This window comes from Candidatus Brocadia sp. (assembly GCA_021646415.1).
Lineage (GTDB): Bacteria > Planctomycetota > Brocadiia > Brocadiales > Brocadiaceae > Brocadia.
The window spans coordinates 74,444-89,505 of record SOEU01000014.1; the positions used below are offsets into that span (position 1 = coordinate 74,444).

Genomic DNA, 15,062 nt, shown 5'->3' on the forward strand with positions numbered 1-15,062 from the left:
GATGTTGTGCAAATTTATTTATGTGAAAGGATAGTAAAGAATGGCACTAACTGGATTAGACATTTACAAACTACTGCCCAAAACAAATTGTAAAAAATGCGGGAGGCCAACATGCCTGGCATTTGCTATGCAACTGGCACAAAAAAAAGCAAACCTGTCTGATTGTCCCGATGTAAGCGAAGAAGCTAAGAGGGTTTTGGGCGCAGCAGCCGAACCTCCGATTAAACTGGTAACTATCGGAACGGGTGCCAAACAAGTGCTGGTTGGTGAGGAAAATGTCTTGTTCAGACATGAGGAGAAATTTTATCATCCTACAGGTGTGGCCGTTACTATCAATGACGATTTGAATGATGCTGACTTTAGCGATCGATTGAAAAAGATTAACAACTTGAAGCTTGCACGCGTTGGTACAGAAATCGAGATTGATCTGGTGGCAATTATCAATAAGAGCAATAATGCTGAGAAATTTGCTGAAGCGACAAAAAAAGTTAGCACAGGTTCTCATCTGAGCATTATTTTGAGTAGTGCGTCAGTTGAAAATATGAAGGCTGCCTTATCTGCCTGTGCTGAAAAGAGACCCTTAATCCATGGCGCAAACGCCGGGAACTGTGAGTCTATGGCCGCATTAGCAAAGGAAAAGGCCTGTCCGATGACCGTGACGGCTCAAACGCTTGAGGAGCTTGCCGACCTTGCCGACCGTGCAAAAAAGGCAGGTGTTGAAGAGATCGTGTTGGATGTGAGCGGAAATAACCCGAAAGAGGTACTTCAGAAACTGACCAAGGTAAGGCGGGCAGCATTGAAGAAAAATTTCCGTGCACTGGGATTTCCCATGATCGTCTTCGCTTGCGAAGAAGATCCATTCCAGGAAATTTCACTGGCAAGTACATACCTGCTTAAGTATGCCGGCATAGTCGCTGTTAATGCGTGTGACCCCTGGGCAATTATGCCGTTGCTTACTGCCAGGACAAATATTTTTACCGATCCGCAAAAACCAATCCAGGTTGAACCGAAATTATATGCTGTGGGTGATGCTAAAGAGGATGCCCCGGTCTTATTCACAACAAACTTTTCGCTTACCTATTATACTGTCCAAGGCGAAGTTGAGGCGAGTCGTATTCCTGCATTTATATTGTCAGTGGATACCGGTGGAACTTCAGTATTGACTGCATATTCCGGAGATAAACTCAATGATAAAGTTGTAGCTAAGGCCATGGCTGATGCGCAAGTGGAAACGAAAGTAAAGCACAAAAAATTAATTATCCCCGGCCTTGTAGCCGTGATGTCTGGAAAACTGCAGGAGACCCTTGGATGGGAGATACTGGTTGGCCCCAGAGAGGCGTCCGGGCTTCCTTCTTATCTGAAAACCGTGTGGCGTGCTTAGAACGAAGCGATATTTTCCATAAGTAAAATAAGAATTATGAATAAGCTCAAAAAATCGTAAAATCGCATGTCTATAAACTCTTACTATAAAGTACGCTTTCTTCCCGGCGATGTAACCGTTGAAATTGAAAAGGGAAAGACCGTTTTAGATGCATCATACAAGGGCGATTTGTTTATCAATGCTTTGTGTGGTGGAGACGGTACCTGCGGAAAATGTAAGGTTGTCCTGAGTTCGGGAAAAGTGGATAGTATGCCTACTACCCATATTTCTGAAGCGGAAGCTAAACAAGGATACGTTCTTGCCTGCAGGACGAAGGTGATGGGAGACCTGGAAGTCTTGATCCCTGAGGAATCAAAGCTTGATAAGAGTCAGATCCTTGTTAGTGATTACCCGCAGTTTTCGGGATCATTGGCTGCGGCGACTTTAGGGGTGGAACAATTTGAAAAAAAATCATTAATAAGAAAAATATACCTTGAATTATCACCACCGAGTTTGGACGATTGCATGGCTGATTATGAACGACTCTGCCAGGGTGTTATGGTTCATGCTAATGTTCCGTGGGGAGTTTTGACAACAAAGTTAACTGTTTTAAAACGCTTACCCACACTTTTGAGAGACGCTCACTGGAAGGTTACAGCAACACTGGGATACAGGGGATCTTCGGTGGAGATTATGGAAGTACAGGCAGGGGACGTGAGTGCGCAGAATTATGGGATTGCCGTGGATGTGGGTACGACCACCGTAGTTGCGCATCTTCTGAACCTTTCTCATGCTGAGACCATAGATGTTGAAGCAACGTATAATTCCCAGATAAAATACGGAGATGACTATATTCAGCGGATTATCTATGCCGTGCAAAACAATGCGATGGAAATTATGCAAGAGGTATTGGTCGAAGATGTAAATCATCTGATTTCGATTCTTGTCAAAAGGAACAAGTTAAGTATCCATGATATTAATGCTGTTGTTTGCGCAGGAAATACCGTGATGACCCATTTTTTACTTGGCCTCGATCCCACAAATATCCGAAGAGAGCCGTATCTTCCTTCCGCTAGTTTTGTGCCTCCAGTCAAGGCTGATGATGTAGGCATAAAGATTAATAGCAATGGTTTTCTGTATACGTTGCCCTGCGTAGGGGCATACGTTGGAGGGGATATATCGTCCGGCGTATTAGCTATTCGACTGGACAAGGTCGATGCTTTGTCTCTTCTCATTGATATTGGCACAAATGGTGAGATTGTGCTTGGCAACAAGGATTGGATGGTATGTTGTTCCGCATCAGCCGGCCCGGCTTTTGAGGGCAGTGGCATTTCCTGCGGGACGCGTGCTGCAAAGGGCGCTATAGAAAAGGTAACTATCACAAAAAATTTTGATGTTATTTGTAAAACAATTGGAAATACCCCCCCGAGCGGAATATGTGGTTCAGGATTATTGGATTGCCTGGCTAATCTGGTCAGAAGCGGGGTTATTGACAGGACGGGAAATTTTCAAAAAGGAATAGATACAGAACGTTTAAGAAAAACGGATGACGGGTATGAATTCATTCTGGTGGACAAGGATGAAACTGCTACAAAAAAGGACATCGTTATTACACAGGCTGACATCCAAAACCTAATCCGTTCAAAGGCAGCCATATACTCGGCAATTTCTACCTTAATTGAATCCATGGGCATGAGTGCCAACGATATTGAACAGGTATACCTGGCGGGCGGTTTTGGTAATTATCTGGATATACGGAGCGCCATTACGATTGGGATGCTCCCTGATATCTCTGTTTCAAAGGTACAATTTGTAGGGAATACCTCTGTAATTGGCGCAAAGATGTCCATGTTTTACAAGGATGCCTACGAAGTGGCACAGACAATTGCATCAAAGATGACCTATTTCGACCTTATGAGTAACAATAAGTATATGGAAGAATACATATCGGCAAATTTTTTACCTCATACAGCTATTGAAAAATTTCCATCAGTTGCAGAAGAGTTGATGGTTTCATAACAAAGGATTTTTTATGGCTTTTAATATTGCAGTAGCGGGAAAGGGTGGAACAGGAAAATCAACCCTTTCTGCACTTATTATCCGATATATTACCGAAGAGATTGGTAAACCGGTATCGGCGGTAGACGCCGATCCCAATGCCTCTTTAGGTGCATTGCTTGGATTGCATGTACAAAGTACCATTGCTGATATACGCGAAGATATTGTTGAAAAAAAGGTAGACTTTTCCGGGATGTCAAAAGACAGATACATTGAGTACGCCATCGAGGAATCAATCATTGAAAAAGAGAAATTCGATCTTTTAACGATGGGCAGGCCAGAGGGTCCGAAGTGCTATTGCTATGTAAATAATCTTCTTCGCAAATATCTGGATAAAGTAGGAACAACCTACCCGTTTGTTGTTACAGATAATGAGGCAGGGATGGAGCACCTTTCCCGCAGAACGACCAATAATGTGGATCTCTTGATGATTGTTAGTGAACCTACGATTGTAGGAGCATTGACCCTGCAGCGTATCCTTGCGCTGGCCGATTCGCTCCCAGTCACGATTAAGCAAAAGTTCTGTGTGTTAAACCGGGTGCCCAGGAGCGGTATCCACGAGAATCTTCAACAAAAGTTAGATAGTGTGGGAATCGAGATATCTGCGATATTCCCCTTTGATCAGGAGATATACGATACCGCCGCATGTGGGGCATCTGTATTTGAAATTTCACGTGAAAATGAGTTATATCAAAAACTGGGTAAGTTCTTACAAAAGCATTTGCCGGCAGGCATGCTCGAAAAAAGCGCGGCTGGCCGTTTGTAGTAGTAGAAAAAGAAATGAGTGCTCAAGCTTTGCCCGAAAGGGATCCGAAGGATTTTTAAAAGGTTTTTCTCTGTGTTCTCTGTGGTTCAGTTTTTTTGATGGATAGTAGGAGATAAATGAATGGAAATACCAAATGTGGCAGACAAGTGGTCGGGCGGTGTTAATGAAATCACCCTCGGCGCAACAAAAGATAAGGGGGGTAGCCGGCAGAAGACAATTACTATTGGTGGCGCAAAAAACGTCCCTTTTATGGACTTCGAGGGGAACCCCGGCCATAAACCCGTAGTTGCAATGGATGTCTATGATACACCACCGGAGGACTGGCCTGAAACCCTGGCCAAACCTTTTGCAGATGTTCTCAACGACCCTGCACAATGGGCAAAAAAATGTGTAGAACAGTATGGGGCGGATTTGATTTGCCTGAAGCTGGAAGGAATTCACCCCGATAAAGGTGATAAAGGTGCAGAGCATGCGGTGAAGGTCGTAAAATCTATACTCGCTGCAGTGGGTGTACCCTTACTTATTTGGGGATGCGAACATGATGAAAAAGATAATGAGGTAATGCCCAAGGTAAGCCAGGCAGCGAAAGGAGAAAATTGTTTGATGGGGGTTGTTACGCAGGATAACTATAAGACTCTTACAGCCACATGTCTTGCGGATGGACACAGTCTCATTACTTTGGCACCTGTAGATATTAATATTGCAAAACAGGTTAACATTCTTGTTTCTGAAATGGACTTTCCGCTGAATCGAATAGTAATGTTCCAGTCAACCGGTGCGCTGGGTTACGGTATGGAGTATACCTATTCTATCCAGGAACGTGAACGGTTAGCCGCACTTACCGGAGATAAGATGATGTCTATGCCGGTAATCTGCGATGTTGGACATGAGGCATGGAGATCCAAAGAGGCAAAATCAGACGATAGTGAGGTTCCGCAGTGGGGGCCACGCGATGAAAGAGGTCCGATATGGGAGGTCATCACGGCAGTCTGCCTTTTGCAGTCAGGTGCAGATATTATTCGCATGAACCATCCTAAGGCAGTAGCAGCTGTAAAAAAATGCATTGATCGTTTATATTTTTAAAGAGAAAGGGTAAACATACGATGATTTCCATAGCTGAACGCATCAACGGTATGTTTAAAGACGTACGGGAAGCGATAAAGAATAAGGATCCGAAGGCTATAAGAGAGCTTGCGATAAAACAGACGGAGGCCGGAGCGAGTTTTCTGGATGTGAATGTGGGGACGGCAGCGGCTGACCCCGCTGAGGCAATGAAATGGCTGGTTGAGGTAATTCAAGATACGGTAAAGACCCCAATCGCCATTGATAGCCAGAAATTTGATGTCGTAAAGGCGGGTTTATCGGTGATAAAGAACGAGGTCTTGATTAATTCTTCCAAGGGCGATCCTGAAGAATTGGATAAATTTATGTCCCTGGCCAAGCAATACAATGCTTCATTGATATGTCTGACAATGGACAAATGTGGTATTCCTCAGGATGTTGAAAGACGTATGGAGATTGCCATGAAGATCGTAGAAAAGGCAGTTGAGCATGAGTTTGAATTGTCAAAGATATATATTGATCCTGTGCTCTTTCCTATTAATGTTGACCAGAAGCAACCGGCACTTATGTTTGACATCTTCAACCAGATTAAAATGATTTCCGATCCGCCACCGCACAGAAATGTAGGGCTGAGCAACTTTTCACAGGGGACGAAGGAAAAAAGGCTTTTAGCGAGGATATTCCTGACGATGGGGATTTCTTACGGATTGGATGCCGCAGTGATGGATGTGCTTGACAAGGATTTAATGGACGCTGCAATAACTGCCGAGATCATCATGAATCAGCATGTGTACAGCGATTCTTATCTCACGGCATGCAGGAAGTAATCGGATAACATAGGATAAAATTCCTTATTTGTCGTTCTTGCAAAAGAATGAATCCATTTTTGTAAATATTTTTCGTTACTACTTCAGTGATTTTTCCAAAAAGGCACGATTTGCTATCGTGCCTTTTCTCTCTACACGTGATTCCCATTCCACACTGATAAGTCCGGTTTTCTTCCCTTGTACACATTAAGCGTAACCGTCTGATAGCCGGGTGTCATAACGAGCTGAACAGTAAGCAAGTCGTATGGTTCGATTGTTCTTGTCTCAACAGCGAGGTTGCCAATGAAATCGTTCTCTTTTGTTCAAGTTAACTGCTAATGTCAGCGGTACTGTCGATTCCATTTGAAATAATTTGTTATCAGCATCAGGCCTGATAATGATCCTGTATTTCATCGTTTACTCACAATCCTTTTATAAACATTATAATAAATACTTGAATTTTGCAGAGTTTCGCATAAAATCAGTTTAGTTTTTATCATGTTTTAGTCAAGGAGAAAATGAATAAGTGAGAGGTCTCATACAAAGTAATCCAAGAACTCGCTATGAAAATTCACGAAATTAAAATCCGCGTTCGTTATCAGGAAACCGACCAGATGGGTATTGTCTATTACGGCAATTTTTTCATCTATTTTGAGATGGGCCGGACGGAATATTTGCGAAATCTTGGATTGCCGTATTCAGAATTGGAGAAAGAGCATATCTACTTTCCCGTTACCGAGGCCCACTGCCGGTTTCGTTCTCCCGCTCACTATGATGATATTCTCATTATTCAGACCTGGATTTCTGAACTGAAGCATGCCACAGTAGAATTTAACCATAAAGTAATTTGCGAGGGTGATAACAAACTCGTCGTTGAGGGTTTTTCAAGGCTCGCCTGCCTCAATGCCAACCGTAAGCCAATCCCTATGCCTGAAAAGCTGAAAAGGCTTTTGCAGGAGGGAGAAAAGGAATAAAGTAGGAAGAAGACAGATAGTGAGCGAACGAGACAAAAGATGTCAGTCCAACAATGGAATCGACATGCCTTGGGTTTTAAGGAATACATCATTCAATCATCATAAAAGCAGGAGATACAATTTATGAAAAAACAAATTATCATAACTTTTTTTATTATGAGCATTACTTTACTGCTTGTTACACCTGTTTACTCGGGCTGGAAACCATCAGCAGAAGATGAACCGGTAAAAGGCCAATTGTCGGTGAATACTCCGACAGAAAAAGTTATCAGGAATTTTAAATCTCACTACCCACATTTGACGATCTATTTTGAAAAAGCTTATGGTTACGCGGTATTCCCCACTATTACAAAAGGTGGCTTTGGTATTGGGGCAGCCCATGGTACTGGTGAAGTGTACGAGAAGGGCGAATTTATCGGTACTGCAAGCATGACACAGGTGACTGTCGGTGTCCAGTTTGGCGGGCAAAAATATAGTGAAATTGTATTTTTTAAAGACAAAGAAACTCTTGATGATTTCAAAAAGGGAAACTTCAAGCCCGGTGCACAGGCCTCTGCTATTGCTTCAACAGCCGGTGTTTCAACAGATGCTGATTATGATCATGGTGTGGCAATCTTCACCTTGTCCGAAACTGGTTTAATGTTTGAGGCGACGGTGGGAGGACAGAAGTTCGATTTTAAACCAAAGTAGGATGATAGCGTTCATGGGTTTCGGTGGGGGATACACCGTAACATCATGACGGTGCATTATAAGAAATTTTCATAACAGATTAAAACAGTTTTTCTATTTGGCCTGCATACAATATTGTATTTTTTGCTTGACAAAAATATCATTTGTGTCTATTTATACGTATACTTCGATAAGGGCAAACTCTGGGTGATCAGGGGGCGCAAAGTAAAAGGGTCTTAAACTTACAGGGAAGTAAGGAAAGAAAAGATAGCCTTACTGCCGAAGATGTGTTTACAAAACATCCTGGCAGTAAGGCTTTTTTTTAAGGAGTTTTGCCCATGCGTTTACTATTTTCCATAGCAGGTGTCTTGTTTATTGTTTTTCTGACCTCCGGTTCTCCTTTTGCGATTGGGAAAGAGCAGAAAGATTCTGATATGGTTATTTATGAATATGGTGAAAGGGTGCTTCAGGATCTAAATCATCAGTATGATACAGGTCTATTGAGAGAGTGTATGGGGTTTTATCTGGATAACCAACAGTATGATAGTCCACAGGGAAGCTACAATAAGGCTATTCGTCTTGGTTATCAAATCGTCAACATTGATCGTAGGGATATTGACACGTATACGACTGTGGCCTGGCTTTTGTGGTCTAAATGGGTGTGTTGGACCAAAAAGCCAGATGGAATGCCTGATGGTGAGGGAAAGGCTGATGAAGCTGTCGAACTTCTGAATTGGGGAAAACAGTGGAACCCCAAATCTGCACTTTTTTATAAAGAGTCAGCGGATACGATATGGCCGCTAGCGAAATATTATCGGGCAGATCTTTACGATTTTGTAATCGAAAACTATCGAAAAGCAGATCTTTTAGCGAGAGGAAATGACCTTCTAAAAGTCCGGGTTCGTTTGAACCTTGGCCATATCTATCGCCAAATTGGCAAAAAAAAACCGGCTATGTATTGGTATCAAAGGGCTCTTGAGCTTGCTCCGAACAATGAGGTAGCTGGCCGTTATTTTGCTCATTTGGAAAATGAACTTGATAGAAAAAACCTCCGATGATAATTGCAAATATGGAAATTAACGTACATTGAATAGCCTAAAATCTCAAACGTATCTTTTCCATTTTATATCGCGTCTTTTTATGTTATAATTAAAAATTATAGTTTTCATAAAAAAAAAGAATGGTTAACGGCATAATATATATTTTTTAACATTTTCCGTTTAGCGGATACAAATTTTGGTAAATTAAGCAAATAAATTTTTTCTTACTTCTTATACCTGACCGAAAATATATGGAAGCATAATGAATATACTATTGATATACCCTGAGTTCCCCGATACATTTTGGAGTTTCAAACACGCACTTAAGTTCATACGCAAAAAGGCATCCTTTCCACCACTAGGACTCCTGACAGTTGCCGCCATGCTACCATCAGAGTGGTCAAAACGCTTGGTCGACGTCAATGTGACAAGGCTCACGGATGAAGATCTGGCATGGGCGGATTATGCGTTTATCAGCAGTATGGTTGTACAAAGAACATCTGCCCGGTATATTATCAGGCGTTGTAAGGGAGCTGATGTCAAAGTGGTTGCCGGAGGTCCTTTGTTCACGAGCGAGCATGAACAATTTGAGGATGCCGATCATTTCGTACTCAATGAAGCAGAGATGACCCTGCCATCTTTTTTGGAAGACCTGAAGAATAATTGCGCAAGGCGCGTCTATAGCACATCTCATTTTGCAGACATTCAAAAAACTCCAGCACCTCTTTGGGAATTAGCCGATCTGAGGCAATACGCCTCGATGAGCATACAGTACTCCCGTGGTTGTCCATACCACTGCGAGTTCTGCAATGTGACTTCATTGTTTGGACGAAATCCACGGACTAAAACTGCCGAACAAATTGTTGCCGAGCTGGACAGTTTCTATCGTTTGGGGTGGCGCGGCCCCGTATTCTTTGTAGATGATAATCTCATCGGGAACAAAAAAGACCTCAAGAACGAATTGCTGCCTGCTTTAATCAAATGGCAAAGAGAACATGTGTCAATACCGTTTCACACCGAAGTTTCCATCAACCTGGCCGATGATGAATCCCTGATGCAAATGATGTCTGAAGCAGGATTCGACGCGGTTTTTGTGGGGATTGAGACGCCGGATACTGATAGCCTTGCTGAATGCAACAAAAAACAGAACAAAAACCGTAATCTGATCGAAGACGTGCGGCGTATTCAGCGGGCCGGATTGCAAGTACAAGCAGGCTTTATCGTGGGCTTTGACAATGACACGCCATCCATCTTCCAGCGACAAATTGATTTTATTCAGAAGAGTGGGATTGTGTCGGCGATGATTGGCCTGCTTCAGGCTCCGGCTGGGACAAAGCTATATGAGCGTCTAAAGCGAGAGGGACGTTTGCTTGGACAGATGTCGGGGGATAATGTAGACGGTACAACAAACATTATTCCTACCATGGACATTGATACATTCCGGGAAGGATATAAAAATATATTGAAATACATTTATTCCCCAGAAAACTATTATCAGCGCATAAAAACCTTCTTTCGGGAATATAAAGCGCCAAAGATCAAAGCTCGATTTACATTCAATCATATCCTGGCGTTATTTCGTGCCATCTACCATCTCGGCATCCTTGGCAATGAACGTGTCCAATTTTGGAAACTCTTGTTATGGACGTACTTTCACCGTCGCGAATTATTACCACTGTCTATTACCCTTGCAGTTTATGGATACCACTTCCGCAAAGTCAGTAAATTACACGTCCTTTAATCCCAAAATATTCAGACCTCCATAATCTAAACTGAAACAGGCGATTTCTGTTTCGGGTAATGCCTCTTCTTATTGATCCTGCCTTCAATAGATCTTTTGCTTCATTATTTCTGTGCGGTTGTTAATTCCTGAGACGTCATACTTCATTGTCAGTTTTATGTGAAAAATGGGTAAGATTCAGCAATCTCTGGGATCGCTTGTGTGGTAATTCTACATACCACATCGCTAAACGTGGGAATCGATGCCCCTTTGATATAAGGTTGAATAGCTGAGACCATACAAGGATTAGAAGTACACGGCAGATTAATACTCGCAACGGCGATAGTAACAGGTAGTCCACTTGTTAGCAACGACAGAGAAATACACGCTAAAGGAATTAAAGTTATATGGTGAAACTAAAGAATAAAACAATCAGAAAATTATCTTGTTTCTGTATGAAAACAAAATATGTAACATAATAGCTAACATCTTGGGGTTTTCTTAAATTATACCTGTTTTTATTGCCCTCTACATTTAATTTATGGCGGTCAGGCAGTGTTTACCATTGCAATCATGAAGAAGACCGGTAATGCAAGGGTCAAATTCGAGACAGACAGTTTGAAAGATACTGTGAAAGTGAAGGTGAAAAAGGTAAAAAATTATCCCTGCGATGTGGGAAAACAGGGACAAACGTAGTTTCCGTAAGAACGAACAGTTGTTCGCCTTTACGGTTATACAAAGAAAGGGGTGCCATGTCAAAAGGTGAAAAAAGAATCCAAAGAGAAATTTTGAAGAAAAGCAAGGTGAAGAAATACCGCGCAGCTTTCACCCTCAAGATACAGAACAAAATGTACCATCATTTCACGAATTGTTGCAACCTGGTGAAGATGTTTTTATCTGTATGCCTCCGCTTGAGGCACGAGGAAATAAACCCTTGCAAATGAATTTTGAACATCAGCTTAAGTTATTAGTTTTTTATCACCTTAAGGAGCATATCTCAGGGAGACATCTCCTGCAAGTTCCCGAAGAAGACGACTTCGCTCGTGAAGTGATAGCACTACCAGACGGCATAAAAAGAGCAGCTTCTTCGAGGCCATAAATTCCCGCGGCCTAGAACAGGTTAACCTACATATTCCAACAACTTCAAGCTAATGCGGCCAAAATCCTGCCCAGGGAGCACGCAGAACCGGGAAATCTTGTATCGATTGACGGTTCATTGATCGATGCGGTTCTTTCCATGTACTGGGCAGACTATCGCGATGACTGTAAAAAAGCCAAAGTGCATCCTGGCTTTGCCATCAGTGAAAATAGTTTTGACGGGTGGATTGGCTGATGAACGTCCCTTTGTTACCCAAATACTCTTGCCTGGCCAGACCTGAGTCAAAGTGTTGCGTATCAAAATACAAAATGAAGCCCGCAATCTCGAAAATGATTGACCGACTCCTACCTCTCAGCAGACTGCTCTCTATAATCTCAAAGAACAACAATGGTTCTCATTCGCAATTACTTAACCGGACAATGCTGGCAGTGAATGAAAACAAAACGGATTAGGAACAGCCGGATTTATCTGGTTTTATCATGACGATAACGTAATTTGGGAAATATTTTTATGAGAATTATGCCTAAAACAAACCCACCGATATGTGCCCACCATGCCACACCACCTCCCTCCTGGACTGCGGAAATAGCAGCTGCGCCACTAAAAAACTGGATAAGGAACCAAAAGCCCAATACAAAGATGGCGGGTAACTCCAACATCTCCCAGATGATAAACAGGGGTATAATCACTAATACCCTTGCCCTTGGAAAGGTAACCATATAAGCGCCAAGCACACCAGCGATTGCCCCGCTTGCCCCCACGCATGGAATTCCTGACTGACTGTTGGCATAAACGTGTACCATGGCAGACCCAATCCCACAAAGAAAATAAAAAAGGATGAATTTGAAGCGCCCGAGCGTATCCTCAATGTTGTCCCCAAAGATCCATAAATACCACATATTTCCGATAAGGTGAACAAACCCTCCGTGAAAAAACATGTAACTCAGGAAAGGGAAATAGGTATTTACAAAAGTGGAATCCGGGATTTCAGCCGAATAGGATACTTTGATGGGGACAATACCGAATTGGAACAGGAGTGAGTCCAGCCTGGGGCCTGCTGAAAGTTCAATGAGAAAGACCACAACATTTGTGAAAATAATACTAATCGTAACAAGTGGAAAGGTTCCTGAAGGATTTCGATCGCGGATAGGTATCATGTAATTATTACGCCAAATTTAGTAAAACAAGGATAAAACGGATTGAAACAAAAAGACCGGATTAGAAATTGTTAACCTTCGTGTAAATCCGCGATATTCATTTATCACAGTTTTGTGAGTGAAGCAGGGAATTACCATCGGGTGGTTTTTGCAAGTAATTTATAATAGGGGAAATTTCTTCCGGGACACTCTGTTTCCCTGAAATGTCTATGCATGATAATGTTTTCGGAAGGGATGTGGCATCGCTCTTGGAGATACGCTACCAGTGCCGAAAGTGAGGCCATCTGTGATCCCGTTGGATAGGATTCGTTGAAGTTTCCGACCAGGCATATCCCGATACCGTAATGATTGTATTCCTGTACGCCTGCATGTGCGCCATCTATCTGGGTTACCCATCTGTTACCGATCTCAATCTTTCCGTCACTGGAACCATTTCCATTGCCTATTACAAAATGGTATCCCAAGCCATTTTCCCAGCCCCTTTTCTCCCTGTGATACTTGTCAAATTCAGCGGCACAGCCCGACACCGAGGCGCTGTGATGGATAACAATGTATTTCCAGTCGCGTACAAAATAGCGATCCAACTGACTATTAATATAGGGTACTTCCTTTTTTGGGGGTTTCATGGTTGTTGTCGTTATTGGTTTGAAAGTAGGTGGGGTATAGCAACCAGATAAATAAATAATGGCAAGAAAAGCCAGGCAAATATAAATTTTTCCCTTAAATCGCATGTTTTATCTCCTGAAAATAAGAATTATACCTACCTGATGTATCAAACATATCATAACCCGAACGAGCAGGAAGTGTAAAATGGAAAGTGAAAAATGCACATTGTAACGCAAGGGTGGGATGACCACGCCTTTGCTACTTTTTCTTTGAATTTTTGCTAAAAATGTCAAAATTATTTTTGGAAGACACTGTCCAGTTTGTGGGAGTATATCATAAGTGTTTTTGTTGTCAATTAACAAATTAAATTGCAGATGGATGTATCCATAAATTCTTGACTTCAGACGCTTTCCAATTTATACATTGAGTCTTGGGCTTGCTTGAAAGTGAGCAAAAGATGTGCTATTATACCTATAATTAATCTTATCGAAAATCAAGTGTCAGGAATATTGTTGTTGTAAGTTTTTGTGATGATATGGCTTAGGAATATTTTTAGGATATACATTTTGCTCCAGGATACAAGTGCCTACTGCAAAAACGATTTTATGAAATGAGTGTTGCTTAGAAAGGATAAAAGGTTTGCCCTGATGATAAAAAAGTAATCCAGTTTGGCAACAATCCGATCTTTTCATTTTTCCACAGTTCCGGATCAGGCCCAGCGGCAATTCGATATAGTTTACAAAAGGAGAAGATAAATAGTAGTATGGAACAAAAATCTCCAAAATCATACAGGTATCGAAATTTTACCGTGGTATTTTGGTTTGTCTTTGTATTTCTTTTCCAGACCGCATTCCTCATTCCTCATGCAATTACTGCAGAGAATTCAGTCATTATCATCCGAAGTCAGCAAATCTCAGCCTATAACGAGGCGATTAAGGGTTTCGAGGAAGGATGTAAAAAGGAAAATATCTCCATAAAGGCGATTTACGATCTCAATGGGGATACAGAAGAGGGTAAGGGGGTTATTCAGAATATTAAGGATAAAGGTCTCAAGCCCAGGGCCATCCTTGCTATAGGGGTACTTGCCGCAACGCTCGTAAAAGAGCAATTTCCTGATGTTCCTATTATATTCTGTATGGTTATCAATCACGAGCGCTTTAATTTACAGGGTGCTAATATTACAGGTATTTCTTCAGAGGCATCCCTGGCAGATCAATTTGCTATCCTGAAAGAACTTCTTGGTGCGAGGAAGAGTGTCGGTGTCATTTACGACCCGGCAAAAACCGGGAAAATTATCACGGAAGCAGATATTGCATCAAAAGAATTTGAATTCAATCTTGTCAAGACAGAGGTCTTATCTGAAAAAGAGGTCGCATCGGCGCTAAAAAATATTGTCAATAAGATTGATGTCTTGTGGATGATACCTGACAGTACAGTAATTACAAAAAACACACTCAGTATGATCTCCACAATAACCCTGAAGCATCGCCTGCCTATATTTTGCACTTCCGACGCCATTGTAAAAGCAGGAGCGCTTGTTTCCGTCTCGCCAAATTATAAATACACAGGTCTGCAGGCAGCGCAATTGGCGCAAAGATTGTTAAACGATTCGGCGATAACTTCGCTGGGCATCAAACAGCCAGATAAATTAAAATTAACTTTAAATACCCAAACGGCAGAGATCATTGGGATAAATCTCTCTACCATACGTTCTTTTCCAGATGTAGTTTTATATCCACAATAGT

The 15,062-nt window shown here is 42.0% G+C and carries 12 protein-coding genes, 1 pseudogene and 1 riboswitch; of the genes and pseudogenes, 11 read left to right on the forward strand and 2 right to left on the reverse strand.

The features are described 5' to 3' along the window. Positions 1 to 40 precede the first annotated feature (40 nt). The 9 genes from E3K36_11950 (at position 41) to E3K36_11990 (ending at position 10,476) form a co-directional block, all read left to right on the forward strand. Positions 41 to 1,381: an acetyl-CoA decarbonylase/synthase complex subunit gamma gene (locus E3K36_11950; protein ID MCF6155938.1), complete on the forward strand. Its 1,341-nt coding sequence runs from the start codon at positions 41 to 43 to the stop codon at positions 1,379 to 1,381. A 66-nt stretch (positions 1,382 to 1,447) separates the two neighbouring features. Continuing rightward, on the forward strand, positions 1,448 to 3,379 hold the full coding sequence (locus tag E3K36_11955; protein ID MCF6155939.1) for a DUF4445 domain-containing protein: 1,932 nt from the start codon (positions 1,448 to 1,450) through the stop codon (positions 3,377 to 3,379). Positions 3,380 to 3,392: 13 nt separating this feature from the next. Further along, entirely contained in the window at positions 3,393 to 4,184 is a 792-nt protein-coding gene (locus tag E3K36_11960) for a carbon monoxide dehydrogenase (GenBank protein ID MCF6155940.1), read from the forward strand. Positions 4,185 to 4,304: 120 nt separating this feature from the next. Then, the gene (locus E3K36_11965) at positions 4,305 to 5,267 is read left to right on the forward strand and encodes an acetyl-CoA decarbonylase/synthase complex subunit delta (GenBank protein MCF6155941.1); all 963 of its coding nucleotides are present in this window, start codon (positions 4,305 to 4,307) and stop codon (positions 5,265 to 5,267) included. Positions 5,268 to 5,287: 20 nt separating this feature from the next. Then, positions 5,288 to 6,073, forward strand: coding sequence for a methyltetrahydrofolate--corrinoid methyltransferase (locus E3K36_11970; GenBank protein ID MCF6155942.1), 786 nt, complete (start codon positions 5,288 to 5,290; stop codon positions 6,071 to 6,073). Between the two features lie 542 nt (positions 6,074 to 6,615). Further along, on the forward strand, positions 6,616 to 7,026 hold the full coding sequence (locus E3K36_11975) for an acyl-CoA thioesterase (GenBank protein ID MCF6155943.1): 411 nt from the start codon (positions 6,616 to 6,618) through the stop codon (positions 7,024 to 7,026). Between the two features lie 123 nt (positions 7,027 to 7,149). Then, entirely contained in the window at positions 7,150 to 7,716 is a 567-nt protein-coding gene (locus E3K36_11980) for a hypothetical protein (GenBank protein MCF6155944.1), read from the forward strand. A 164-nt stretch (positions 7,717 to 7,880) separates the two neighbouring features. Beyond that, a riboswitch (cyclic di-GMP riboswitch) is annotated at positions 7,881 to 7,979 on the forward strand. A 54-nt stretch (positions 7,980 to 8,033) separates the two neighbouring features. After that, positions 8,034 to 8,753, forward strand: coding sequence for a hypothetical protein (locus tag E3K36_11985; protein ID MCF6155945.1), 720 nt, complete (start codon positions 8,034 to 8,036; stop codon positions 8,751 to 8,753). Between the two features lie 244 nt (positions 8,754 to 8,997). Beyond that, on the forward strand, positions 8,998 to 10,476 hold the full coding sequence (locus E3K36_11990) for a DUF4070 domain-containing protein (GenBank protein MCF6155946.1): 1,479 nt from the start codon (positions 8,998 to 9,000) through the stop codon (positions 10,474 to 10,476). A gap of 1,542 nt (positions 10,477 to 12,018) precedes the next feature. Here E3K36_11990 and E3K36_11995 read toward each other — a convergent pair. After that, positions 12,019 to 12,711, reverse strand: coding sequence for a rhomboid family intramembrane serine protease (locus tag E3K36_11995; protein MCF6155947.1), 693 nt, complete (start codon positions 12,709 to 12,711; stop codon positions 12,019 to 12,021). Positions 12,712 to 12,842: 131 nt separating this feature from the next. Continuing rightward, positions 12,843 to 13,442: an N-acetylmuramoyl-L-alanine amidase gene (locus E3K36_12000; GenBank protein MCF6155948.1), complete on the reverse strand. Its 600-nt coding sequence runs from the start codon at positions 13,440 to 13,442 to the stop codon at positions 12,843 to 12,845. Positions 13,443 to 13,604: 162 nt separating this feature from the next. Here E3K36_12000 and E3K36_12005 point away from each other — a divergent pair. After that, a pseudogene (locus tag E3K36_12005) lies at positions 13,605 to 13,676 on the forward strand (hypothetical protein). A 404-nt stretch (positions 13,677 to 14,080) separates the two neighbouring features. Continuing rightward, positions 14,081 to 15,061 carry a hypothetical protein gene (locus E3K36_12010; GenBank protein ID MCF6155949.1) on the forward strand — a complete coding sequence of 327 codons (981 nt, stop codon included), beginning with the start codon at positions 14,081 to 14,083 and terminating at the stop codon, positions 15,059 to 15,061. Position 15,062 lies beyond the last annotated feature (1 nt).